This window comes from Bradyrhizobium sp. HKCCYLS2038 (assembly GCF_051167655.1).
In the GTDB taxonomy this organism is placed as follows: Bacteria; Pseudomonadota; Alphaproteobacteria; order Rhizobiales; family Xanthobacteraceae; genus Bradyrhizobium.
Map to the genome: position 1 here is coordinate 1,424,295 of NZ_JBNPTM010000001.1, position 23,809 is coordinate 1,448,103.

15 protein-coding genes are annotated in these 23,809 nt (G+C 64.8%); 6 read left to right on the forward strand and 9 right to left on the reverse strand.

Going from position 1 to position 23,809, the window contains the following annotated elements; genetic code table 11:
* Positions 1–35: 35 nt before the first annotated feature.
* On the forward strand, positions 36–380 hold the full coding sequence (locus tag ACQR1I_RS06145; protein ID WP_434867521.1) for a hypothetical protein: 345 nt from the start codon (positions 36–38) through the stop codon (positions 378–380).
* Positions 381–440: 60 nt separating this feature from the next.
* Entirely contained in the window at positions 441–743 is a 303-nt protein-coding gene (locus ACQR1I_RS06150) for a DUF6496 domain-containing protein (protein WP_434867520.1), read from the forward strand.
* Between the two features lie 236 nt (positions 744–979).
* Here ACQR1I_RS06150 and ACQR1I_RS06155 read toward each other — a convergent pair whose 3' ends face one another.
* Both ACQR1I_RS06155 and ACQR1I_RS06160 read right to left on the reverse strand, forming a co-directional pair.
* Positions 980–1,858, reverse strand: coding sequence for a Ku protein (locus ACQR1I_RS06155; protein WP_434867519.1), 879 nt, complete (start codon positions 1,856–1,858; stop codon positions 980–982).
* Between the two features lie 106 nt (positions 1,859–1,964).
* Entirely contained in the window at positions 1,965–2,594 is a 630-nt protein-coding gene (locus ACQR1I_RS06160; RefSeq protein WP_434867518.1) for a hypothetical protein, read from the reverse strand.
* Between the two features lie 718 nt (positions 2,595–3,312).
* Here ACQR1I_RS06160 and ligD point away from each other — a divergent pair.
* Positions 3,313–6,021 (forward strand): DNA ligase D, encoded by a 2,709-nt coding sequence (gene ligD / locus ACQR1I_RS06165; RefSeq protein ID WP_434867517.1) that lies wholly within the window; start codon positions 3,313–3,315, stop codon positions 6,019–6,021.
* A 63-nt stretch (positions 6,022–6,084) separates the two neighbouring features.
* Here ligD and ACQR1I_RS06170 read toward each other — a convergent pair whose 3' ends face one another.
* A complete protein-coding gene (locus ACQR1I_RS06170; RefSeq protein WP_008965851.1) occupies positions 6,085–6,249 on the reverse strand; it encodes a DUF3309 family protein in 165 nt (54 codons plus the stop codon).
* A gap of 166 nt (positions 6,250–6,415) precedes the next feature.
* Between ACQR1I_RS06170 and ACQR1I_RS06175 the strand changes: the two genes are divergently transcribed.
* Positions 6,416–6,727, forward strand: coding sequence for a polyhydroxyalkanoic acid system family protein (locus ACQR1I_RS06175; protein ID WP_434867516.1), 312 nt, complete (start codon positions 6,416–6,418; stop codon positions 6,725–6,727).
* On the opposite strand, the gene treY is transcribed toward ACQR1I_RS06175, so the two are convergent.
* Genes treY through treS form a run of 5 tightly spaced genes read right to left on the reverse strand, consistent with a single transcriptional unit; the run spans position 6,728 to position 18,818 of the window.
* Positions 6,728–9,532: a malto-oligosyltrehalose synthase gene (gene treY / locus ACQR1I_RS06180; protein WP_434867515.1), complete on the reverse strand. Its 2,805-nt coding sequence runs from the start codon at positions 9,530–9,532 to the stop codon at positions 6,728–6,730.
* Between the two features lie 2 nt (positions 9,533–9,534).
* A complete protein-coding gene (gene treZ, locus ACQR1I_RS06185) occupies positions 9,535–11,301 on the reverse strand; it encodes a malto-oligosyltrehalose trehalohydrolase (RefSeq protein WP_434867514.1) in 1,767 nt (588 codons plus the stop codon).
* Entirely contained in the window at positions 11,298–13,373 is a 2,076-nt protein-coding gene (gene glgX, locus ACQR1I_RS06190; RefSeq protein WP_434867513.1) for a glycogen debranching protein GlgX, read from the reverse strand. The genes treZ and glgX overlap by 4 nt, the downstream gene beginning before the upstream one ends.
* A 4-nt stretch (positions 13,374–13,377) precedes the next feature.
* A complete protein-coding gene (gene glgB, locus ACQR1I_RS06195) occupies positions 13,378–15,516 on the reverse strand; it encodes a 1,4-alpha-glucan branching protein GlgB (RefSeq protein WP_434867512.1) in 2,139 nt (712 codons plus the stop codon).
* Entirely contained in the window at positions 15,513–18,818 is a 3,306-nt protein-coding gene (gene treS / locus ACQR1I_RS06200; RefSeq protein ID WP_434867511.1) for a maltose alpha-D-glucosyltransferase, read from the reverse strand. The genes glgB and treS overlap by 4 nt, the downstream gene beginning before the upstream one ends.
* Before the next feature lie 342 nt (positions 18,819–19,160).
* Here treS and malQ point away from each other — a divergent pair, with 342 nt between their 5' ends.
* Both malQ and ACQR1I_RS06210 read left to right on the forward strand, forming a co-directional pair.
* Positions 19,161–21,113 carry a 4-alpha-glucanotransferase gene (malQ, locus tag ACQR1I_RS06205; protein ID WP_434867510.1) on the forward strand — a complete coding sequence of 651 codons (1,953 nt, stop codon included), beginning with the start codon at positions 19,161–19,163 and terminating at the stop codon, positions 21,111–21,113.
* 44 nt (positions 21,114–21,157) lie between these two features.
* Positions 21,158–22,969, forward strand: a complete 1,812-nt coding sequence (locus ACQR1I_RS06210; RefSeq protein WP_434867509.1) for a glycoside hydrolase family 15 protein — start codon at positions 21,158–21,160, stop codon at positions 22,967–22,969.
* Positions 22,970–22,978: 9 nt separating this feature from the next.
* Here the strand turns inward: ACQR1I_RS06210 and ACQR1I_RS06215 are convergent, their stop codons facing one another.
* Complete coding sequence (locus ACQR1I_RS06215) at positions 22,979–23,791, reverse strand: HAD family hydrolase (protein WP_434867508.1); 813 nt, start codon at positions 23,789–23,791, stop codon at positions 22,979–22,981.
* Between the last annotated feature and the right edge of the window lie 18 nt (positions 23,792–23,809).

Below are 23,809 nucleotides of genomic sequence, written 5' to 3' on the forward strand. Positions count from 1 at the left end.
CGTTTCGAACTATCGTCATTGGGTGGCAGGTCTTGATGAGCTGGAATCAGGATGAGATCGTGCGGGCTCGACAGACGATCATCGAGACGGCGCGGCAGATTCTGTCCAACGCTCTTTCCCCGATCGAGGGAGCAAGGATCATCGTCGCGCATCGGATGTCCGCGCGACTCGAGACAGATCGCGATATTCTGCCGTTTGTTGGCATCGACTCCGAAACCGAGGCCTTGCCGCTTGGTCGTGATCGCATTCATTGGCGAGCCGAGTCTCTGCGCGATCTGGAGCCTTCGATCGCGTCCGCCGAGGCCTGGGCGCGGGGAGTTGCAACGAGACCGTGCGAAAGCCTGTTGCAGCGAACTGAAGAGCTTCTCTTTCGGCGTTGACAGAACGGAACCATCGTTGTTCCCGATCATTTTTGTCGTGTCAGAATGGAGAGCCGTTTCATGGCACGCACAGCACGCAAATATTCCAAGGGCGCCTCGAAGGACGTCGAGCGCGCGATGAAGAAACGCAAGGCCGGGACGTTGAAGAGCGGCGGCTCCGGCCGCAAGGTCAAGAGCCGCAAGCAGGCGATCGCGATCGGCCTGTCCGAGGCACGTCGCGAAGGCAAGAAGGTGCCGGCGAAGAAGAGCGCGAGGTCCTCGGCGAAGAAGACGGCCAAGTCCTCCTCGAAGACGTCGAGCAAGAAGAGCACGAGGAAGACCACCAAGAAGGCGACGAAGAAGAAGTCGTCGAAGAAGAGCTGACGAGGCGCTCACCCTGGCTACGCGTGTCGCGCAAGCTGTGACGCGCAGCCGTCGCAAAACCCCCGCTGTCGTCCCGGCGAGCGCCGGGACCCATAACCCCAGGGAGATGTGATTGGGCGGGATGTCGACCAGTCTCGTCTCACCACACTTGCCGCTGAGTATGGATCCCGGCGTTCGCCGGGATGACGGCGGTGGGCGTGGAAGCCGCTTGCGTCACACGGAGAGCTCGGGGGTCATCACCCCGCCTTCCTCTGCCGCGCCGCGGAGCGGTGCGCCTTCTTTGTGGAGCGACGGTGCGACGCCGGCCGCCGTGACGGTGCGCGTGACGACTTCTTGCCGCCCTTGCCCAGGCTCTGCTTCAGGGCATCCATCAGGCTCACCACGTTGTCGGACTTCTCCTCCGGCTCCGGCAGCTTGATCGGTTTGCCCGATGCCTTGCGCTTGACCAGCGCCTTCAGCGCGGTCTCGTACTGGTCCTTGAACTCCGCCGGCTTGAAGTGCGCCGCCTTGGTCTGCAGGATGTGGCCGGCGAGCTCCACCATATCCTTGGTGATCTTCGGCGACTTGATGTCGTCGAAGAACTCGGCTTCGTCGCGCAGCTCATAGGGGAAGCGCAGCGTGGTGCCGAGCATGCCCTTGCCCATCGGTTCGATGGCGATGATGTGCTCGCGATGGGTCAGCACGATCCGTGCGAGCGCGACGCGGTCCTGGTCCTTCATCGCGTCGCGGATGACGGCGAAGGCGTCGTTCGCTGCCTTGCCGTCGGGGGCGATGTAATAGGGATGGTTCAGGTAACGCTGGTCGATCTCGTCGCGCGGCACGAAGCTGTCGATGTCGATGGTGTGGTTGCTCTCGATCTGGACGGCTTCCAGCTCCTCCGGCTCGATCTCGACATACTGCCCCTTGGACAACTCGTAGCCGCGTCCCTTCTGGTCGCCTTCGACGATGTCGCCGGTCTCGGCGTCGATCATCTGCTGTTTCAGCCGGTTGCCGGTCTCGCGATTGATCAGGTGAAAGCGCGTCTTCTCGACCGAGGTCGACGCCGGATAGAGCACGACCGGGCAACTGACGAGCGAGAGTTTGAGCGAGCCTTTCCAGTAGGCGCGGGGGGCCATCATGGTCTCCGTACAAGCGATACGGTGCCCAACCAGATTGCTCCTGTTTAGGTTCCGCAGGGATCGCTCTGCGACATCCCGCACACCGGTTGCGTGACGAAGCCCATCAACGATACTCCATTGATCTCGTCAGCTGCCACCATTGGGGTGGCGTGCTCAGCCGGGCCAAGTCATTGCCCTTGGCCGGATTGAGAGCACGTAACTCGCTGAAGAGACTTGCTTGCATCGACCACCGATCGGGGTAACCCGTGACTGTGGCTGCGGTATCGGTCGGAACGTCGAACAGATAGTCAACGGTCCAGCGGCCGGGTTGGCTGGGCCGTTGCTTAGCGATGGCCTCGTCGCGCAGCCTTGCATAGTCTCCCGGTAGCGCTCCCGTCGCCTCGAGATGGTCGCCGGCATCGTGCCGAATCTCCCACACCCGCTCGGCGCCTTGCCAGTATCCGGCATAGGAGACCATGGCATGTTCAAGGACGACGCATGCGATGCAGCGGGACTGCGCCGGCAGGCGAGCGAGCCGAGGCGGCGTCGTGCCAAGGAGCAGATCCATGACGAGAGCGTATTTGCCAAAAATGGCCGACCAGCCTGGTGCGAGCTTGGCACCCGCCAGAGGAAAATCGCTCGTCCCCAGATCCGTATAGTCGAGAGACGCGTCGGTCGGCTCAAGGTCGAGAATCCTGTAGAGCTCGTCTAGGCCGACGCCATCCACGAAAGCCCAAGACATGTTTGTGCCCATGATCAGTCCTGCCCTGCGCCAGAGTCCAGAAAGCCATTATTCAGGGCATGGACGGCGTTGGCAACATGACGCGCGAACGGCAGGAGGGCCGCGGCTCATCTATAGAGTCGGGTCAACCAGGCGCAGTGTTGTTCGGAAAAATGAAATTCTGGCTTGACAACTTCGCAAAATCAGCATTATGGTGTGCGCGTTCCGTTGCGTCGGAAGGGGACGTATCGCGGTCGTCACGGACGTTGGCAGCGGAATGCGATGGGCGTGTGGGGTTGCAGCGTGACTTGGTCGCGCCGACGAACGGTCCTGCACGCACGGTCAAGTCGCGCGGTCCTGACACCCCGAAGCTGGTGTCCCGCGTCATGGGCAGAAGCCCATGGCGCGCACGGTGGCCAAAAGCCGGCGCACCGAGGAGAACGCGAAGCAGCCGTTAAAACTGTCGCGCAGGGAGGGCCGGGATGTCTCGGCTGCACCTGTGGTACCTGCCGCCTGCATTTTTTGAGCAGGCGGGCCATGGGGGCGGCGAGCTCCCGGCCTTCCCTGCGCCCTCCGGTTTGACCCAGGGGCGGACCATCGCAAGACCCGGGCTCTGCTGAGCCGCGGGAACGCGGAACTTTGCCCGGTGTTATCAGGCAGATGCGAGCCGAGGGTCGCGCGGCGCCACCGGCGAAGCGGTTCCAGGACCCCACCGGCTTTGCTACGCTGCCGCTCAACGCGAGGGATCACCGTGGCGCTCAAGAAGCTCTCCACCTATCGCAAGAAGCGCGACTTCGAGAAGACGGCGGAGCCGTCGGGCGACGCCAAGGTGGCGCGCGCCGCGCGGCCGCGCTTCGTCATCCAGAAGCATGATGCGACGCGGCTGCATTACGACCTGCGGCTGGAGTTTGGTGGCGTGTTCAAGTCCTGGGCCGTCACCAAGGGGCCGTCGCTCGATCCGCACGACAAGCGGCTCGCGGTCGAGGTCGAGGACCACCCGCTCGACTACGGCGATTTCGAAGGCACGATTCCGGAAGGCGAGTACGGCGGCGGCACTGTCATGCTGTGGGACCGTGGCTATTGGGACAGCGAGGATCCCGAGCGCGGCTTCAAGAAGGGCGATCTGAAGTTCACCCTCGACGGCGACAAGCTGCATGGCAGCTGGGTGCTGGTGCGGATGCGCCACGATCGCACCGGCGGCAAGCGCACCAACTGGCTGCTGATCAAGCATCGCGACGAATTCGCCAGAGAGGGCGAGGCCAACGATATTCTGGGCGCCGACAAGTCGGTCGCCTCGGGCCGCACGATGGAGCAGATCGCGGCCGGCAAGGGCAAGGCTCCGAAGCCGTTCATGCTCGGCAAGACGCAGCGCATGAACGCCGACGCGGTGTGGCACTCCAACCGCAGCGACGGCAAGACGGAGAAGACGTCTTCAGCGAAGTCCAAAACCTTAAGGTCCACGGCGAAGGCGAAAGCAGCAAAGCCTCGCGCCGGCAAGGCGGCGGTCGCGCCGACCACGGTGACGTCGCTGCCCGACTTCGTGCCGCCCGAACTCTGCACGTCGGTCGCGCAGCCGCCGAGCGGCGAGGGCTGGGCGCATGAGATCAAGTTCGACGGCTATCGCGTGCAGATCAGGGTGGAGGACGGCAAGGCCACGTTGAAGACGCGCAAGGGCCTGGACTGGACCGCCAAGTTCGGTGCGATCGCCGAGGAGGCGGCCAAACTGCCGGATGGGATCATCGATGGCGAGATCGTCGCGCTCGACAAGGACGGCAATCCGAACTTCTCCGCACTGCAGGCGGCGATCTCCGCTGGCAAGACCGATGAGCTGGTCTACTTTGCCTTCGACCTGATGTTCGCCGAAGAGTTCGACCTTCGTCGCCAGCCGTTGCGCGAGCGCAAGGCGCGGCTGGCCAAGCTGCTGAAGGCGAACATCAAGGGCAAGACGCCGCGCATCCGCTATGTCGAGCACTTCGAGAGTGACGGCGAGTCGGTGCTGGAATCCGCGCGCAAGCTGCAGCTCGAAGGCATCGTCTCCAAGAAGCTGGACTCGGCCTACCATTCGGGACGCACGGAGAGCTGGACCAAGGCGAAGACGCGGCCCGGCCACGAGGTGGTCATCGGCGGCTGGAAGACGACCAACGGAAAATTCCGCTCGCTGATGGTCGGCGTCAACAAGGACGATCATCTCGCTTATGTCGGCATCGTCGGCACCGGCTTCGGCCAGGAGACGGTGAAGGAGATCATGCCGAAACTGAAGGCGGCGGCAGCTGACAAGAGTCCGTTTGGCGGCAGGAACGCGCCGCGCAAGGCGCGTGAGGTGCACTGGCTGAAGCCGGAGCTGGTCGCCGAGATCGAGTTCGCCGGCTGGACCGCTGATAACAATGTCCGGCAAGCCTCGTTCAAGGGACTGCGGCAGGACAAGCCGGCGCGCGAGGTGGTCGCCGAGGAGCCGGTCGTAGCAACGAAAGTCGCCAAACCACTGGCGCGTGCGGCGGCCACGGTCGCCACCGGCGGCACCACGGTGCACAAGACGCCGTCACGGACCAAGAGCGCCGCCACCGTGATGGGCGTTGCCATCTCCAAGCCGGACAAGGCGCTGTGGCCCGACGCCGGCGACGGCGAGCCGGTGACCAAGCTCGATCTCGCCAACTATCTGGAAGCGGTGGGCAGTTGGATGATCGATCATCTGAAGGGCCGGCCGTGCTCGATCGTGCGTGCGCCCGACGGGATCGACGGCGAGCGGTTCTTCCAGCGCCACGGCATGCAGGGCATGTCGGACCTGCTCGAACTTGTGAAGGTCTCGGGCGATCGCAAACCTTATCTGCAGATCGATCGCGTCGAGGGATTGATCGCGGTGGCTCAGGTCGCCGCGGTTGAACTGCATCCGTGGAATTGTGCGCCGAATGCTTATGACGTCCCCGGCCGCCTGGTGTTCGATCTCGACCCCGCGCCGAACGTCGCATTCGATGAGGTCATCGCGGCGGCCAAGGAGATGCGGCAGCGGCTCGAGAGCCTCGGCCTGGAAAGTTTCTGCAAGACCACCGGCGGCAAGGGCCTGCACGTCGTGACGCCGCTGCTGCATGGCGCGCGCGACAAGGTGACATGGCCCGAGGCGAAGGCCTTTGCGCAGGGCGTCTGCCAGTGGATGGCGAACGACAATCCCGAGCAGTATCTGCTCAACATGTCGAAGAAGCTGCGCAAGGGAAAGATCTTCCTCGACTATCTGCGCAATGACCGGATGTCGACGGCGGTTGCCGTGCTGTCGCCGCGGGCGCGTGACGGCGCGACGGTGTCGATGCCGGTGACATGGGCGCAGGTCAAGAACGGGCTCGATCCCAAGCGCTACACGGTTCGCACCGTGCCGGCGCTGCTGGCCAAGACCAAGGCGTGGGACGGCTACGACGAAGCCGCTGGGTCGATCAAGCCGGCGATCAAGAAGCTGGCGGAAAAGTTGTGAGAGGTCGCCGGGCAGACGCGGCTCGCGCCGCATCTGTCCGAGCGAAGAGTGGTTACAGGTGAATTAGATCCGTCCGAGCAGGACGAGGATCAGCACGATGATGATGATGAGGCCGAGGCCGCCGCCGCCGTAGTAGCCGGTGCCGTAGAACGGACCGCCGCCGATGCCGGAGAAGCCGCCGAGCAGGGCGATGACGAGAATGATGAGAATGATTGTTCCGATGGACATGTACTTCCCTCCAGAGCCCGGCAGCGGGGCGGTGCGTCACTCTGCCTTCGCCGAGGAAACTGGTCGGAACTTCGAAAGTTCCGAGAAGGAACAGGTAAAATGCGGCATGTGTCTTTGCGGTCGGTGCGGCGCGTGACTACATGAAAACGGTTGTTAGGAGATCGCGATGTCAAGACCGCTTGTCGTTTCCATTCCGCATCGCCTCGGCAAGGACGAGGCCGTTCGTCGGCTACAGTCCGGATTGAGCCGCGCTGCGCAGAGCGTTCCCGTTCTGAGCGTCGACGAAGAGCGCTGGGAGGGCGACAAGATGATCTTCCGGGTCCGCGCGCTCGGGCAGGCGGCGTCCGGTCATGTCGACGTCGCCGAGGATCACGTCCGCGTCGAGGTCACGCTGCCCTGGCTGCTGCAGCGCTTCGCGGAAGCCGCGCAAAATGCCATCCGCAGTCGCGGCCAGCTGCTGCTGACCAAGAAGAGCTGATCAGCTGGGCGTGGCGAGAGCAGCGGCCTTTTTAGCATCGGAATCGGAGACACCTTCCACACGCGCCGTGATCAGCGCGCCCGGGAGGTGAGTGAAGAGGGAGGAGACAGGGAGAGCACCATCGCGGATCTCAGGTGCAGCATAGGAGGGAACCTGCACCGCTGCGTCGAACGTATCGGCATGCGGCCAGACCCGGCCGCTATCGGTGAACGGCGCCAGCGTGCGCGCGGCGACCACGATGACGGCCTCGCGCCCGCGCCGCCGTGCGAAGGCGATGACGTGCTGGGCATCACGGCCGGTCACCTCGAGCGGTTCATAGCTGCCGTCCGTGAACACGCCGGGAAGGGCGTTGCGCAGCTTGAGCAGATGCCGCGTCCAGGCGAGCTTGACGCGCCCGTCCGGCCAATGATCCGCGAGGTCAGCCCAGTCCGGCGTCTCGCTGTCGCGCAACGCTTGCGCGCGCGCGGCGAAATCGACCGGGCGTCGGTTGTCGGGATCGACCATCGAGAGGTCCCAGAACTCGGTGCCCTGGTAGAAGTCGGGAACGCCGGGCATCGTCGCCTTCAGCGTCAGCTGCGTCAGCGAGCTCAGCGCGCCGAGCAGCGCCAGCCGTCTCGCCACCGTCTCGAGCGACTGCAGGAATTCGCCAGACCGCTCGCGGTCGAGGATTCGTTCGATGAACAGGCGCAGGCCGTTCTCATAGGCCTCGTTGGGATTGAGCCAGCTGGTCTCCTCCTTGCCCTCGCGCGCCGCCTTGAGCGCATAGGCCTGCAGACGCTCCGGCAGGCTCTCATCCGAGCCGGCCGCAGGCCAGATGCCGACAAGGGTCTGATACAGCATGTACTCGAACGCCGCCGAGGGCGCGCGCATGTTGCCCTCGGTCACGACGTGCGGCGCGTTCATGGTCTTCCAGCGTGCGACCGCGGAGGTCCAGTCGTTGGGCAGCTCGGTCAACGCCGCGAGGCGGGTGCGGGCATCCTCGCCGCGCTTGGTGTCGTGGGTGGCCGTCGCCGTCATGCCGTGCGGCCAGTGCTTGGCGCGATCCTGCATCAGTCTGTGGAAGGCGGATATCGCGAGCCCATGCGCCGCCGGGTCACCGCCGACCTCGTTCAGCGCGAGCAGGCGGTGGAAGCGGTAGAAGCCGGTGTCCTCGAGCGACTTCGCCATCATCGGCCCGGTGAACTGCTGCACCTTGAGCGCGAAGCGGCGCACGCGCGGGACGCTGTGGGTGGTGGTGCGATCGCGCTTGATGAGGTCCATCGTCAGCGCGTCGCGCAGGAAATCGAAGATCGAGCCGTCGGATGCGAACCACTCGGCACGCGCGGCGGCGACGGCGTGGTCGATCAGCTTGCGGTCCGCCTCGGTCGGGCCCGCCGCGGTCAGATAGGTGCGGTAGACCGGGAAGTGCAGCACGTACAGCTCCAGCGCCTGGCGCAGGCTGTCTTCCGAATAATCGCGCGTGGAGTAGTGGCCATTGGCGATGCGCGCCAGGAGGCGCGTCAGCACCGTGAACTCGCTGGTCAGCAGCGTCTGCAGGACCCGACGCTTGGCCTCCTTGATCACGGGATCAAGCTTGGGCGGCTTGTTGCTGATCTGGCGCCAGATCTCGTCGAGCGGCTCCAGGCCCTTGCCGTCGATCAGGAGCTGCGTGATGACGTTCATCCACTCGTAGCCGGTGGTGCCGTGCACGCCGGTGAAGTTCGGCAGCTTCTCGTGCTCGCACAGGATCTTCTCGATCACGACGTAGAACGGACCCACAGCAGGGCCGCGAGCGTCGCGGATCAGGCGGCGCAGGCGCTGGAAGTATTGCGCGGGGTCGCGCAGGCCGTCGATGTGATCGAGCCGCAGTCCCTGCAATTGCCCGCTGGCGATCAGCTTCTTGACGAGGCGGTGAATGGCCTCGAACGTTCCGGCATCCTCGACGCGCAGGCCAGCCAGCGTGTTGACGTCGAAGAAGCGGCGATAATTGATGTCGCTGGAGGCGAGCCGCCAGTGGCCGAGCTTGTAGTGCTGCCGCTCCAGCAGATGATGCAGAGCGAGCGTCGGACCCGGGCGGTCGGGCCCGGCCTTGTAGGCCGCGAGTCCGCGGGCGATGAGATCGGCGCCGCCCGGAATGCCCCGAAGCGCGGCCTTGAAGTCCGGCGCTTCCTTGCGGTTCGGGTGGCGCAAGCCGCGGTAGCGCGAGGCGAGATCGAGAATGGCTTTGCCGGTCTCGCTGCTCTCCTCGCCGGCTTCCTTGACGATGATGCGCAGCATCTCGCCGTAACGCTCGGGCGCGATCGGCAAACGATGCTCGAAGTACCAGCACGAGAACGAGCCTTCGTTCGCATCGTAGCGCAGCTCGATGTCGCCATGTTCGAGCGCGTGCCCATAGGAGGTGCCGATGATCGGCAGCAGCACGCCGCCCCTGGCACGATAGGGCAGCTGCTCCCAGTCGATGTCGAACGACGCCGCATGCGGCGAGGCCTGGCCCCATTCGAGCAAGTCGAGCCACCACGGATTGTCGTCGAAATGGATGCCGACATGGTTCGGCACGAAGTCGAGGATGAGCCCGAGGTCGTGCTGCTTCAGCGCAGCGCTCAGCACGGCGAAGCCGGCTTCGCCGCCGAGCTCCGGATTGAGCTTGGAATGGTCGGTGATGTCGTAGCCGTGCGTCGAGCCCTTGCGCGCCGTCATGAACGGCGAGGCATAGACATGGCTGATGCCGAGCGCCTTCAGATAGGGCACGACGCGCGCCGCCGCTTCGAAGTTGAAATCGGCGGTGAGCTGCAGGCGATAGGTCGCGAGCGGAATGGCAGGAGGCATGGCTATCCTCCGATGCTCCAGAACACGGACCAGGGCGACAAGCGATCGCTCGGTGTCCCGCCCCAGATCGGCGTGCCGGTGAAGCCGTCGGTGGCGCCTGCGATCTCCCTGTCCGAGACGTTGGCCAGCAGTCGCAGCCTGCTGCCGTCACCCATGATCCAGTGCGCGCGTAGCCGGCCGTCATCGGTGACGTCGGCCTCGCCGAAGCTTGCTCCCGGAAGTCGCGGAGCCACGTGCTCGTGCCTGATGGCGAGGAGATCGCGGACCAGCGCCAGTCGCTCGCGGCCGGGCGATGCGTTGCGCGCGTCCCAGTCGATGATCGCCGACTTGAAGGTTTCGATAGCGAGCGGGTCCGGTACCTCGTCGCCATATTTGGCATACGCCCATGCGTATTCCCGGCGCCGTCCTTTGCGCACGGCGTCCGCGAGATCGCCCTTAAAATCGCAAAAGAACGGAAATGGCTGCTTCGAGCCCCATTCCTCGCCCATGTACAGCATCGGCACGGTCGGCGCGAGCAGGGTCACGGCGAGCGCCGCGGCGATGCCCTCCGGTGGCGCCAGCGTCTCCAGCCGGTCGCCGAACACGCGATTGCCGATCTGGTCGTGGTTCTGCAGGAAATTCACGAATGCGCCGGGGGCCAGATGACCGCTCGGCTCGCCTCGCGCAATGCCGCCCCAGAAGGCTGCCTGCTCGCCCTGATAGATGAAGCCGGATGCCAGCGCGCGGGCAAGGTCGCGGCGCGGCGAGGTCTGATAGTCGCCATAATAGCCGCCGCTCTCGCCGGTCAGCATCACGTGCCAGGCGTGATGATAGTCGTCGTTCCACTGCGCGCGGAATTTGCCGCGCGGCGGCTCCTCGGCCGAGTCCAGCATGCTGGCGCGATTGTCGCCGTTCTCCAGCACGAGATGGATGTGCCGCCCGCTTGTTTCCACGAGCTTGCCGACCGCGGCGCTGAGATCGTGCAGCATCGGGATCTCACCCTCGTTGGCGAGGATGTGGTTGACGGCATCGAAGCGCAGGCCGTCGAAGCGGTAGTCGGTCAGCCAATGCAGCGCGTTCTCGATCGCGAAGGCGCGGACCTCCGGCCGTCGATAATCGATCGCGCTGCCCCACGGCGTGTGCGCGTCGGTGAAGAAGGTCGGCGCGTAGCGGCCGATGTAGTTCCCCTCCGGACCGAAATGATTGTAAACGACGTCGAGGAACACCATCAGCCCGCGCAGATGCGCCTCGTCGATCAGTGTGCGCAAATCGTCGGGACGGCCGTAGACGCTATCGGGCGCATACAGCAGCACGCCGTCATAGCCCCAATTGCGCGAGCCTGCGAAGTCCGCCAGCGGCATCAGCTCAAGCGCGGTGATGCCGGTCGCGACGAGATGATCGAGCTTGTCGATCATCGCGCGATAGGTGCCTTCAGGCGTGAAGGTGCCGACATGGCTCTCCAGGAACACGGCATCCTGCCAAGGCCGGCCGCGCCACTCCTTGGCGCGCCAGGCGTAGGTGCCGTGATCGATCACCTCGCTCGGACCGGAGACGTCCTCGGGCTGGAAGTCGGAGCCGGGATCGGGAACGTCGAGTTCATCATCGATACGAAACTTGTAGCGCGCGCCGGCACCAATCCCCGCGACATCCAGCGTGTACCAGCCGCCATCGCTGCGCTGCATTTCATGCTTGCCGTCGAGGACGAGATCCACACGCTTGGCCGCAGGCGCCCACAGCCGGAACGTCGTGCCATCAGACGTGATCCGGGGTCCGAACTGCCGCGCCGTCATGACAGGCCCGCATACGCCAGCACGGAGCGGGGCGGCGCCTTGAGGTCGCTGCCCGCTGTGAAGTCGGCCTGCCTCTGCTGGGCTTGCGTGGTGTCGAGAACCTGCTGCCACGTCTTGGTTTCGGCGAGCTTGGGCAATTTGAATCCGATCTCTTCGGGGGCCGCGTTCAGGACGATAAAGATCGGAGCCTGCTCATGTTCCACCGGGGCGAGCACATAGGCGAGAAAACGTCCATCAGGAAAGGTCCAGTCGGTTTGCGTCATCTCCTCCGCCGAGGGCGTCAGCCACAGCACGCCGAAGCTGCCGTCCGGCCGGCGCCCGTCGAGCCAGCGGCGCGCGCGGATCTGGCCGAAGCGGCGGCGCAGCTCGGTCATGTGGGCGATGAAGTCGATGAGGTCATCACCTTCGCGGCCGATGCCGCTCCAGTCGACCCAGCCGACCTCGTTGTCCTGGCAGTAGGCATTGTTGTTGCCGCTCTGCGAGTTGCCGACCTCATCCCCCGCAAGCAGCAGCGGCAGGCCCTGCGCGAGGAACAAACAGGCCAACTGGTTCTTGCGCGACTGCCGCCGCAGCGCGTTGATCACGACATCGTCGGTCGGCCCCTCCTGGCCGAAATTGTTGCTGTGGTTGTCGTTGGAGCCGTCGCGGTTGTCCTCGCCGTTCGCCTCGTTGTGCTTGCTGTTATAGGCGAAGAGATCGGCGAGCGTGAAACCGTCATGGACGGTGACGTGGTTGACGCTGGCGCGCTGGGTGCGGCCGTCGTGATTGAAGATGTCGGACGAGCCGGTCATGCGGCTCGAGACCTCGCCGATCAGGCTGCCTTCGCCGCTCCAGTAGCGGCGCATGGCGCTGCGATAGCGGTCGTTCCATTCCGACCATTGCGACGGGAAGGCGCCGACCTGGTAGCCGCCGAGGCCGACATCCCAGGGTTCGGCAACGAGCTTGACGCTGGCCAGCACCGGGTCCTGGCGGATCGCGGTGAGGAAGCCGCTGCGGCGATCGAAGCCGTGCTTCTCGCGGGCGAGCGTGGTGGCGAGATCGAAGCGGAAACCGTCGACGTGACAGACCTCGACCCAGTAACGCAGCGAGTCCATCACCATCTGCAACACACGCGGATGGGTGAGGTTCACGGACGAGCCGCAACCGGTGAAGTCGTCGTAGAAGCGCGGATTGTCCGGCTGGAGCCAATAGTAGGAGGCGTTGTCGATGCCGCGATAGCACAGCGTCGGTCCGAGGTGGTTGCCTTCGGCAGTGTGATTGTAGACGACGTCCAGCATGACCTCGATGCCGGCATCGTGCAGCCGCGCCACCGTCGTTCGGAAAGCGTCGAGCGGGTTGTCCTGCGCGTAGCGCTGCTCGGGGGCGAAGAAAGAGATCGTGTTGTAGCCCCAGTAGTTAACCAGTTTCTTCTCGACCAGCGTGCGGTCGTCGATCAAGGCATGGATCGGCAGCAGCTCGACCGTGGTGACGCCGAGGCGCTTGAGATGCTTGATCATCGCCGGCGACGACAGCCCGCCATAGGTGCCGCGCAGATTGGGCGGGATGTCGTCGCGCTTGTTGGTCAGGCCCTTGACGTGGGCCTCGTAGATGATCGTGTCCTCCCACGGGATCTGCGGCCGCATCTCGCGCCGGCCCCAGTTGAAGGTCTCGTCGATGACGACGGCCTTGGGCATGCCGCGCGCATTGTCTCGACGGTCGAAGGACAGATCCTCGCGTGGCGAGCCGGCGCGATAGGCGAAATGGGCGTCGCTCCAGACCAGCCGCCCAGCGAGCCGCTTGGCGTAGGGGTCGAGCAGCAGCTTGTTGGCATTGAAGCGGTGGCCGCGCTCCGGCTCGTAGGGACCGTAGACCCGATAGCCGTAGAGCTGCCCTGGAGAGACGTCGTTGAGGTAGCCGTGCCAGACGTCCTCGGTCCGCTCGGGCAGCTCGATCCGTTCGATCTCGCGGCGGCCCTGGCTGTCGAACAGGCAGAGCTCGACTTTTTCGGCATTGGCGGAAAACAAGGCAAAATTGGTCCCGCGTCCGTCCCAGGTTGCTCCGAGACGGGCGTGACTTCCTGCGGCCAGACGCATTGCGTCAGGCTTCCGGGACGAGAAATACCGCTGCCATGGGCGGGAGGATGAGGTTGAGCTGGTGATCTTCAGAGGCATGGACCTGCCCGACATTGCCGACATTGCTGCCGCCATAATGCAGGGAATCGGAGTTGAAAGCTTCCCTCCATTTGCCGCCGAACGGCACGCGGACCCGGTAATTGTAATACACGTTGGGCGAAAAATTCACGACCACGACGCAGCGCGCCTGCTCGTCGAACCCCTTGCGCACCCAGGCAAAGACGTTGCGGTCGGCATCATCGGCGATGAGCCATTCGAAGCCGTCCGGCTCGCAGTCCCGCTCGTGCAGCGCGGGGACGCTGCGGTAGAGATGGTTGAGGTCGCGGATCAGCGCCTGGATTCCGGCATAGCGGCGGTCGCCGAGCAGGTGCCAGTCGAGCGAGGTGTCGTGATTCCACTCGCGTTCCTGCGCGAGCTCGCAGCCCATGAACATGAGCTTCTTGCCGGGATGGCCGAACATGAAGCTGTAATAGGCGCGCAGATTGGCAAAGCGCTGCCAGTCGTCGCCGGGCATGCGGCCGAGGATGGAGCGTTTGCCGTGGACGACCTCGTCATGCGACAGCGGCAGGATGAAGTTCTCGGAAAAGGCGTAGTGCAGCCCGAACAGGATCTCGCCGTGATGATATTTGCGGTGAATCGGATCCTTGCCGATGTAGCGCAAGGTGTCGTTCATCCAGCCCATGTTCCACTTGTAGCCGAAGCCGAGCCCGCCCATGTCGACGGGACGCGAGACCTGCGGCCACGCGGTCGATTCCTCGGCGGCCGTCGTGGCCTGCGGGAAGTGGCCGAACACGTCGACATTGGTCCGGCGCAGAAACTCGATGGCCTCGAGATTCTCCCGTCCGCCGTATTTGTTCGGAATCCAGCCGCCGGACGGACGGCTGTAGTCGAGATAGAGCATCGAGGCGACGGCATCGACACGCAGGCCGTCGATCCCGTAGCGCTCCAGCCAGAACAGTGCGTTGGAGCGCAGGAAATTGGCGACTTCGGTGCGGCCGTAGTTGTAGATCAGGGTGCCCCAGTCGAGATGCCGGCCCTGCATCGGGTTGGCGTGTTCATAGAGCGCGGTGCCGTCGAAATGTCCGAGCCCGTGCGGATCGTCTGGGAAATGCCCGGGGACCCAGTCGAGCCAGACCGCGAGGCCCTCGCGATGACAGGCGTCGACCAGCGCACAGAAATCCTCCGGGCTGCCGAAGCGGCTGGTCGGCGCGTACAGGCCTGTCGGCTGATAACCCCAGGAGCCGTCGAACGGATGCTCGCTCACGGGCAGGAATTCGATGTGGGTGAATCCCATGTCGCGCGCATAGGCCGGCAACTGCTCGGCGAGCTCGCGATAGGTCAGCCACTGGTTGTTGTCCTTGCGCCGCCAGGAGCCGAGATGCACCTCGTAGATCGAGACCGGCTTGTTCAGCCTGTTGATGTCCTGAGGCGCGGGCCGTGGCCGGGGCAGGGTCGTTTCGTCGACCACGATCGAGGCGGTCTTGGGCCGCATCTCGGCTGCGAACGCCATCGGGTCCGACTTCAGCGGCAGGTGCTCGCCTTGCGGACCGATGATGTCGAACTTGTAGTGATCGCCGGCCCGGGCGCGGGGAATGAACAGCTCCCAATAGCCGTTGCCGCGGACGCGCATCGGATGACGCCGTGCGTTCCAGAAGTTGAAGTCGCCGACCACGCTGACACGGCGCGCGTTCGGTGCGAGCACCACGAAGCCGACTCCGTCGACGCCATCGATCACCATCGGATGGGCGCCGAGCTTGTCGTAAAGCCGCTCATGATTGCCTTCGCCGAGCAGATGCAGGTCGAATTCGCTCAGGATGGGCAGGAAACGGTAGGGGTCCTCCAGATCGGTGACCGAATCGCCGAAGGTGGCGCGAAGGCGATAGCGCTGCATGGACGACATCGTCCCGGTGAACAGGCCGGCATCGTGGATGCGCGCCAGCGGCGCGACCTCGCCGTGCTCACCGACCACCTCGACGCGCGAGGCCTCGGGAAGGAATGCGCGCACCACGGTCCTGCCGTCGACGCTGTGCTGACCGAGATAGCGAAACGGGTCGGCATGCCGACCTTCGATGATCGCAAACGCCTCGGGAGAGAGATGGGTCATGCGGACTCACTGGCAGGGGCTGGCTCGGACAGGACGCGAAGCAGGTTGCCCAGCGCGACGCGGAGCCAGTCCGGCCGGTGGGCAAGGTCATATTCGAGCGCCCCGAGGGCTTTTTCCAGCAGGAAAAAGTTAAGGAGCGCCTCCGCGCTGCGCGGATCGTCCGGCCAGAGCCTCTGATGAGCCTTGACGTCGCGATAACCGGCCAGAAATGCAGCAATTGCCTCATCGCGCCAGCCCGTGAGCGCCGCAGCAAGTCGGCCGTGATCGTCGGGGCCGGCGTTCAGGGCGCGATCGAGCGCGACGCGGACCGAGCAGTCGATCGAGCGCAGGAAGCCGGCCAGGTCGCGGGCGGGCGGTGCCTTGCGCCGGCGTTCGGCGAGCGGCTGCTCCTCGTCGCCGTCGAAGTCGATGATGAAGATGTCATCCTTCACGATCAGGATCTGGCCGAGATGGAAGTCGCCATGAACTCGGATGTCGTGCCCGCCGACATGGCCTGGGATCAGCGCGCCCAGCCGCTCCGACAGCTCGCCACGCCTGGCCAGCACATGGTCGATCAGCCCGCGCTCGGGCTCCTTGAGGCGGTCGCGGCGCTCGCTCATGCTGGCGAAAATCCGGCTGGCCTGCGCCCGCAGCCGGTCGATCCAATGATCGAGGCTGTCGGCCGTGGTGGGCTCGGGAGCGAAATCAGCGATGTCTCCGCGCGAGGCCAGCGCAACGTGCAGCTCACCGAGGCGTCGTCCAGCTTGCGTCACATAGCGGAGATAAGGCGGCAGCTCTTCGCTCTGCCGCTTGTCGCCGCTCGCGGCGAAGACGCGCTGGTCGTCGACGTAGCGGTCGAGATAGGCCGCAGTGACGGTCCAGCCGTCGCCCTGGTTCTCGACGAACGCATGGACGCTGCCGACCGAGCGCTGCTCGCCGTCCTGAAACAGTTCGACGCTGCCGAGCAGCGGCGGCACGTTGGCAAAGCCGACCGTTTCGGTGAGAAACTGACCCATGCCGACCTCGGGCAGGATTCCCGCCTCGAGCTGGCGATGGATCTTGACGAAGAACTCGTTATTGACGACCGCCTTGCTGCTGCAGCGATCGGTCTCGATGACGCGGACCTGCTCGGACTCGCGCACGGGCTTGTCGGGAAAGCGCGAGGTCGGGCGGAATTCAAGGCGCAGCCCGTTCTCTTCCACCGTCAGCGACTGCGCGAGATTGCGCAGCAGCAGCGACAGGAAGATCGGATTGGTGGCAGCGTCCAGCAGCGTCCCCTCGCGGGCGCCCTGCCGCACGGCTGCGAAGGCCTGCGGATTGTAGCGCTCGCGGTCGAAGCGCACCCAGTCAATCTGCATCGGCAGCAGATAGCGCAACTCGTCGTTGCGCTCTGCAGATTTGAAGAAGATCAGCCAGGGACGGTTGTCGCCGATGTCGCAGAACGGGATCGCCGACGTCAACGTGGGATGGATCGCCTCCGGCGACCGCTCCGGATACCAGCGCGTGCGCGAGAGGTGACCGGGCAGCACGTCGCGTTCGAACAGGCTGCGCGTCCGCGCCAGCGACACCCAGGTCGATCCGAGCGGCACCACCAGGGTCTCGAATTCCGGGACCGCGCGCTGCACGACCGGCTCGGACTTGTCCCGCTCCTTGAGCTGGAACCAGTAGAAGCCATATGGCGCCAGCGTGATCATGTAGGGCAGTTCGCCGATCGCAGGGAAGCGCGAGCGGCCGAGCATCTCGATCGGAATGCGATCCTTGAACGCGGAGAGATCGAGCTCGGTCGCCTGCGCCGAGCGCGACAGATTGGCGACGCAGAGAATGACCTCGTCCTTGTATTGCCGGACGTAGGCGAGCACGGAGCGATTGGCGGGGCGGATGAACGACATCGTGCCGCGGCCGAAGGCGAGCGTCGACTTGCGCACCGAGATCAGCTTCTTGGTCGCATTGAGCTGCGACGACAGGCTGCGCGACTGCGCCTCGACGTTGACCGCCTCGTAGCCATAGACCGGGTCCATGATCATCGGCGCATAGAGCCGCGCCGGGTCGGCGCGCGAAAACCCGCCGTTGCGGTCGGGGGTCCACTGCATCGGTGTACGCACGCCGTTGCGGTCGCCGAGATAGATGTTGTCGCCCATGCCGATCTCGTCGCCGTAATAGATGATCGGCGTGCCCGGGAACGACATCAGGAGCGAGTTCATCAGCTCGATCTTGCGCCGGTCGTTGTCCATCAGCGGCGCAAGGCGCCGGCGGATGCCGACATTGATGCGCGCGCGGGGGTCGTTGGCATAGGTCGACCACAGATAGTCGCGCTCGACATCGGTCACCATTTCGAGCGTCAGCTCGTCATGGTTGCGCAGGAACAGCGCCCACTGGCAGGTCGCGGGGATGTCCGGCGTCTGGCGCAGGATGTCGGTGATCGGAAAGCGGTCCTCCTGCGCGATCGCCATGTAGATGCGCGGCATCAGCGGGAAGTGGTAGGCCATATGGCATTCGTCGCCCTGGCCGAAATATTCCTGCACATCCTCCGGCCATTGATTGGCCTCGGCCAGCAGCAGCTTGTCCTTGGCGTAGTTGTCGAGCTCGACCCGCAGGCGCTTGATGATCGCGTGGGTCTCGGGGAGATTTTCGTTGCTGGTGCCGTCGCGTTCGCACAGATAGGGAATTGCGTCGAGGCGGAAGCCGTCGACGCCGGCATCGAGCCAGCGCTTCATCACCTGGATGATGGCGTTCACCACGCGCGGATTGTCAAAGTTCAGGTCCGGCTGGTGCGAGAAGAAGCGGTGCCAGTAGAACTGGCCGGCCTCGTGGTCCCATGTCCAGTTGGACTTCTCGGTGTCGGTGAAGATGATCCGGGTTTCCTGGTATTTCTGGTCGGTGTCGCTCCAGACATACCAGTTGCGGGCGCTCGAACCGCGCGGACTGCGGCGGGCGCGTTTGAACCAATGATGCTGGTCGGAGGTGTGGTTGACGACGAGCTCGGTAATGACGCGCAAGCCGCGGCGCTGCGCTTCCTGAATGAAGCGCTTGAAGTCCTTCATGGTCCCGAAATCGGGATTGATGCTGCCATAGTCGGCGATGTCGTAGCCGTCATCGCGCCCGGGCGAGGGGTAGAACGGCAGCAGCCACAGTGCGGTGACGCCGAGATCCTGCAGGTAGTCGAGCTTGTCGGTCAGGCCTGCGAAGTCGCCGATGCCGTCATTGTTGCTGTCCGCGAACGCCTTGACATGCAACTGGTAGATGATCGCGTCCTTGTACCAGAGACCATCGCCATCGGTCTCGGTCTGGAGGTTGGGGCCGTCCAGGGATGACATCACGTTCATGAGGCCCTCACACCGAGAGAAAAACGAATGGATAGGCTACGGTCGGAGACGGGTCGGCCCCGCCAGATGCGGCTCTCCTCAAAAGAGGGCAGAATAGGGGAGAAAGCGTCTCGCGGGGCGACGCTCTCGAACGTGTGCGCAAATTTGTTCACGGTGATGCCATTGACAAGAAAACGGTGTCCCGGTTCGCTAGGGAACCGTGACCACCCCTGACAATGCCGGGGACCTCGCTTTTGTTCCCGGGGGAACGAGGGCGGACGCGGCGCGTTAGGGCTCTATCCTCTTGCCGTTCAACAACAATTTTTTCGACGTGCGCCCCGTCACGTCCAGATCGCGTGCCGAATGGATCTCTTCAACGAAGCTCACAGTCTCGGAATCCTGACAGAATTCTACGACGGTCAGGGGCAGCGCCGTGTTACCGACGAAACGGCCCTCAAGATCATCGTCGAGGCTTTCCCCAGGCCGACTCCTCGCCGGCTCCTCAGCGGCGCGATCGTGCTTCGATCCGGGCAGCCGACCCGCAGCCGGCTCAGCGAAGCGGCGAAGCTGCCGGTCACATGGATCGTCAAGCAGGGCGACGCGGTGGCCGCGAGCGGCGAGACCAATGACGCATTCATCGAATGGCCGACGGATCTTGCCGTCGGCAGCTATCGCCTTGAGCTGCTGGATGCGTCGTCATGTCGCGAGGATCTGCCGCTGCTGGTGGCGCCCGACAAGGCCTTCGTTGGCGATTTCGACCGCGTCTGGCTGCTGGCCGTGCAGCTCTATGGCATTCGGTCGCGCCGCAACTGGGGTATGGGCGACTTCACGGACCTCGCCAATCTGATCGAGATCTGCGCCAAGCTCGGCGCCGATGGTGTCGGCCTCAACCCGCTGCACGCGCTGTTCGACGACCGGCCGGGCGATTTCAGTCCGTATGCACCGAACAGCCGGCTGTTTCTCAACGCGCTCTATGTCGATGTCGAGCAGGCCCCGGGCTTCGCGAACGGACCCGACAGCAAGGTGCTGGAGCCGCTGCGCCAGACCGAACTGGTCGACTACAAGGGTGTCGCGGCGCTGAAATGGCCGGCGCTGCGCGCGGCCTTCGATGCGTTCATGTCTGCTCCCGAGGGGGCCGAATCTGCGGAGTTCAAGACCTATCGCGCCGAGCGCGGCGATCTGCTGGCGCGCTTCACCTGTTTCGAGGTGCTGCGGCATCGTTTCCAGAAGCCGTGGTGGGACTGGCCAGAGGAATGGCGCCAGCCCAATCCGGCGCGCTGCGCGGCGCTGCTGAGCGGTCCCGACCGGCGGGAAGCCGATTTCGTGGCCTATGTACAGTGGCTCGCCGAGCGCCAGCTGCGTCATTGCAAGGACCTTGCTCATCGATTGGGCATGAAGGTCGGTCTCTATCTCGATGTCGCGGTCGGTGTTCAGTCCGACGGCTTCGACGCCTGGAACGAGCAGGGCGCGATCTCGCGCACTTTGTCGGTCGGCGCGCCGCCGGATCCGTTGAACACGGTCGGACAGAACTGGGGCCTCGCCGGCTTCAATGCCCCCGGGCTCGAGTTGAAGAACTTCGAGCCGTTCCGCGAGATGATCAGGGCGTCGATGCGTCACGCCGGGGCAATTCGGCTTGACCATGTGCTCGGCCTGAAGCGGCTGTATCTGGTGCCGCACGGCTTTCCCGCCAAGCAGGGCGCCTACGTCCAGATGCCGTTCGACGCGCTGCTGGCGGCTACCGCCATGGAGAGCGTCGCCAACGAATGCATCGTCATCGGCGAGGATCTCGGCACCGTGCCGGAAGGTTTTCGCGAGCAGATGGCCGATTGGGGGCTGTGGTCCTACAAGGTGATGATCTTCGAGCGCGATGACAACGGGCGCTTCCGTGACGTCGACTACTACCCGCCGAATGCACTGGTGACGCTGAACACCCACGACCTCTCGACCTACGCCGGCTGGCGCTCGTTCGGCGATCTCAAGACGAAGCGCGGCTTGGACATCGATCCCGGCGAGAGCGATCAGGATCGCTGGCATGCGCTCGGGCTGTGGGACGAGGTGCTCCGCCACAACGGCATCCATGCCAACGACGTCCATTCCGCGATCGGCTTCCTGTCGCGCACGCGTTCGCGCCTGCTGGCGATCTCGCTGGAGGACCTGCTCGGCGTCGTCGATCAGCCCAACATCCCCGGTACCATCGACGAGCATCCGAACTGGCGCCGCAAGATGCCGATCAATGTCGAGGACATCGCCGGCGCCGTCGGCCTCGACGCGCTAAAGGCTGCGACCGCCGAACGGATCAGCCCGGCCGGCGTTTGAGCAGTGGGGAATTTCGGCGGGGGGCATTTGCACACGGATGTGGAATGTCCTGCAGGATCGAAGATTACGCGCTGATCGGCGATTGCGAGACGGCTGCGCTCGTCAGCCGCAACGGGTCGATCGACTGGCTGTGCTGGCCGGCATTCGATTCGGATGCCTGCTTCGCGGCGCTGCTCGGTGATCACAGCAACGGCCGCTGGCTGATCGAGCCACGCGGCGAGATCAAATCAACCACCCGTCGCTATCGCGGCGACAGCCTGATCCTCGAGACCCGGTTCGAGACGGAGACGGGCACGGTCGAGCTGATCGACTTCATGCCGCCGCGCGGCAAGGCCTCCGACGTCGTCCGCCTCGTCCGTGGCGTGTCCGGCAAGGTCGGCATGCGCATGAACATGATCATCCGCTTCGGCTTCGGCGTCGAGATCCCCTGGGTGAGGCGGTCAGAGGATCGCTCGGCGCTGCTCGCCGTATGCGGTCCCGATATGGCTGTGCTGCACACGCCGGTCGAGACGCAGGGCGAGGACATGACGACCGTCGCGGAGTTCCAGGTTGCGGCGGGGGAGACGGTGCCCTTCGTGCTGACCTATGGCGCGTCGCATTTGCCGGTCCCCAGGGCGATCGACTACGAGCAGGCGCTTGATGACACCGAGGCGTTCTGGTCGGACTGGTCGCGCCGCTGCACCTATCAGGGCGAGCATCGTGACCTCGTGATGCGCTCCCTCGTCACGCTGAAGGCGCTGACCTACGGCCCCACCGGCGGCATCGTCGCCGCTCCGACCACGTCGCTGCCGGAGAAGCTCGGCGGCTGGCGCAACTGGGACTATCGCTTCTGCTGGCTGCGCGACGCAACGTTCACGCTGCTCGCCTTGATGAACTCCGGCTACACCGAGGAAGCGCTGGCTTGGCACAATTGGCTGCTGCGCGCGGCCGCCGGCGCCCCGGCGCACATGCAGATCATGTACGGCATCATGGGCCAGCGCCGGCTGACGGAGTGGGAAGCCGAGTGGCTGCCGGGCTACGAGGGCGCGCAGCCGGTCCGGATCGGCAACGCCGCTCACGCCCAGCTGCAGCTCGACGTCTATGGCGAGCTGATCGATGCCTTTCACCAGGCACGCATGAGCCGGCTCAAGCTCGATGACGGCACCTGGGCGCTCGAATGCGCGGTGATCGACCATCTCACCGATGTCTGGGACCAGCCCGATCACGGCATCTGGGAGCGTCGCGGTGACGGCCGTCACTATGTGTTCTCGAAGGTCATGACCTGGGTCGCGTTCGACCGCGCCATCAAGAGCGCCGAGCGATTCGGCCTGAAGGCGCCGCTCGACCGCTGGCGCCAGCTGCGCGAGACTATTCATCGCGACGTGTGCGAGAAGGGCTACGATGCCGGGATCGACAGCTTCGTCGATTCCTATGGTTCTCGGCTGCTCGACGCCAGCCTGCTGTTGTTGCCCGCGGTCGGTTTCCTGCCGTGCTCCGATCCGCGCATCCGCGGCACGATCGCGGCCATCGAGCAGCATCTGATGCGCAATGGCTTCGTGCTGCGGCACGATCCGCGCGAGACGTCCTCGCAGGAGCAACAGCCGATCGAAGGCGCGTTCCTCGCTTGCACCCTGTGGCTGGCCGACGCGCATGTGCTCGCCGGCGAGATCGCCAAGGCGGAGGCGCTGTTCCAGCGCGTGGTCGACATCGCCAACGATGTCGGATTGCTGGCGGAAGAATATGACATCGCGGCGCGCCGGCAGACCGGCAACTTCCCGCAGGCGCTGACGCATATTGCACTGGTCAACACGGCGCAGAACCTGTGCGGCGCCAAGAAGACCAGCGACAAGCCGGCCAAGCAGCGCTCGGAGGCGTGAGCTGGCAGGCTAGCCCTGCGCATTCTCCGCCAGGATCATCTCCATCGCGTTGGCAAAGCCTTCGTCCTGGTTGGAGGTCGTGACGCGCTTGGCGTGGCTCTTCACCTCGTCGCTGGCATTGCCCATCGCGATCGACAACCCGCTGACCTTGAACATGGCGACGTCGTTGTGCATGTCGCCGATCGTCGCGACGGCATCGAGCGGAATGCCGAGCCGCTGGGCCATCGCCGTCACGAAGGTGCCCTTGTCGCGGCCGGGCGGCGTGACGTCGAGATAATAGCTCTGCGAACGGATCGCGGTCGCTTCGGTGCCGAGCAGAGTCTGCATCTCGCCTTCGCAAGCCGCCAGCAGCTCGAAGTCGCTGCTGGAGCCGACGATCTTGCAGGCGCTCGAAAGATAGGGCGAGAAGTCGTCGATGATTGTGGGATCTGCGCGGATCGCGCGCTGCTCGTTGGGCACGTAGCCGCCGTCCGGATTGCGGGTCAGCCAGGCATCGGCGGTGAACACCCAGATGTCGATGCCGCGCTGATGCAGCAGATCGATGCAGCGTCCGGCGGCGTCCGCCGGGATCAGGCTCTGTTCGATCGGTCGCATGTCCGGCCCGATCACCGAGCTGCCGTTGAAGGGCCCGACCGGAAGGTTGATCTGCAACGGCGGGATGAGGAAGCCCATTCCGATCGCGGGCCGGCTCGATGTGATGGTGAAGGCGATGCCGGCTTCGTGCAACTGGCGCGCGGCCTTGGCCGCACGCTCGGTGAGGATCTTGTCCTTGGTCAGGAGCGTGCCGTCGACGTCGGACACGACGAGAGCGATGCGCGTCATGGGACCTTCCATTCGCGA

Bases quoted from the DNA above. Each gene is read 5' to 3' on its own strand.
- ACQR1I_RS06175 (WP_434867516.1), top strand. From the start codon at position 6,416: ATGTCAAGACCGCTTGTCGTTTCCATTCCGCATCGCCTCGGCAAGGAC.
- glgB (WP_434867512.1), bottom strand. From the start codon at position 15,516: ATGACCCATCTCTCTCCCGAGGCGTTTGCGATCATCGAAGGTCGGCAT.
- ACQR1I_RS06210 (WP_434867509.1), top strand. From the start codon at position 21,158: ATGTCCTGCAGGATCGAAGATTACGCGCTGATCGGCGATTGCGAGACG.
- glgX (WP_434867513.1), bottom strand. From the start codon at position 13,373: ATGCGTCTGGCCGCAGGAAGTCACGCCCGTCTCGGAGCAACCTGGGAC.
- treS (WP_434867511.1), bottom strand. From the start codon at position 18,818: ATGAACGTGATGTCATCCCTGGACGGCCCCAACCTCCAGACCGAGACC.
- malQ (WP_434867510.1), top strand. From the start codon at position 19,161: ATGGATCTCTTCAACGAAGCTCACAGTCTCGGAATCCTGACAGAATTC.
- ACQR1I_RS06150 (WP_434867520.1), top strand. From the start codon at position 441: ATGGCACGCACAGCACGCAAATATTCCAAGGGCGCCTCGAAGGACGTC.
- ACQR1I_RS06145 (WP_434867521.1), top strand. From the start codon at position 36: ATGAGCTGGAATCAGGATGAGATCGTGCGGGCTCGACAGACGATCATC.
- treZ (WP_434867514.1), bottom strand. From the start codon at position 11,301: ATGACGGCGCGGCAGTTCGGACCCCGGATCACGTCTGATGGCACGACG.
- treY (WP_434867515.1), bottom strand. From the start codon at position 9,532: ATGCCTCCTGCCATTCCGCTCGCGACCTATCGCCTGCAGCTCACCGCC.
- ACQR1I_RS06170 (WP_008965851.1), bottom strand. From the start codon at position 6,249: ATGTCCATCGGAACAATCATTCTCATCATTCTCGTCATCGCCCTGCTC.
- ACQR1I_RS06155 (WP_434867519.1), bottom strand. From the start codon at position 1,858: ATGGCCCCCCGCGCCTACTGGAAAGGCTCGCTCAAACTCTCGCTCGTC.
- ACQR1I_RS06160 (WP_434867518.1), bottom strand. From the start codon at position 2,594: ATGGGCACAAACATGTCTTGGGCTTTCGTGGATGGCGTCGGCCTAGAC.
- ACQR1I_RS06215 (WP_434867508.1), bottom strand. From the start codon at position 23,791: ATGACGCGCATCGCTCTCGTCGTGTCCGACGTCGACGGCACGCTCCTG.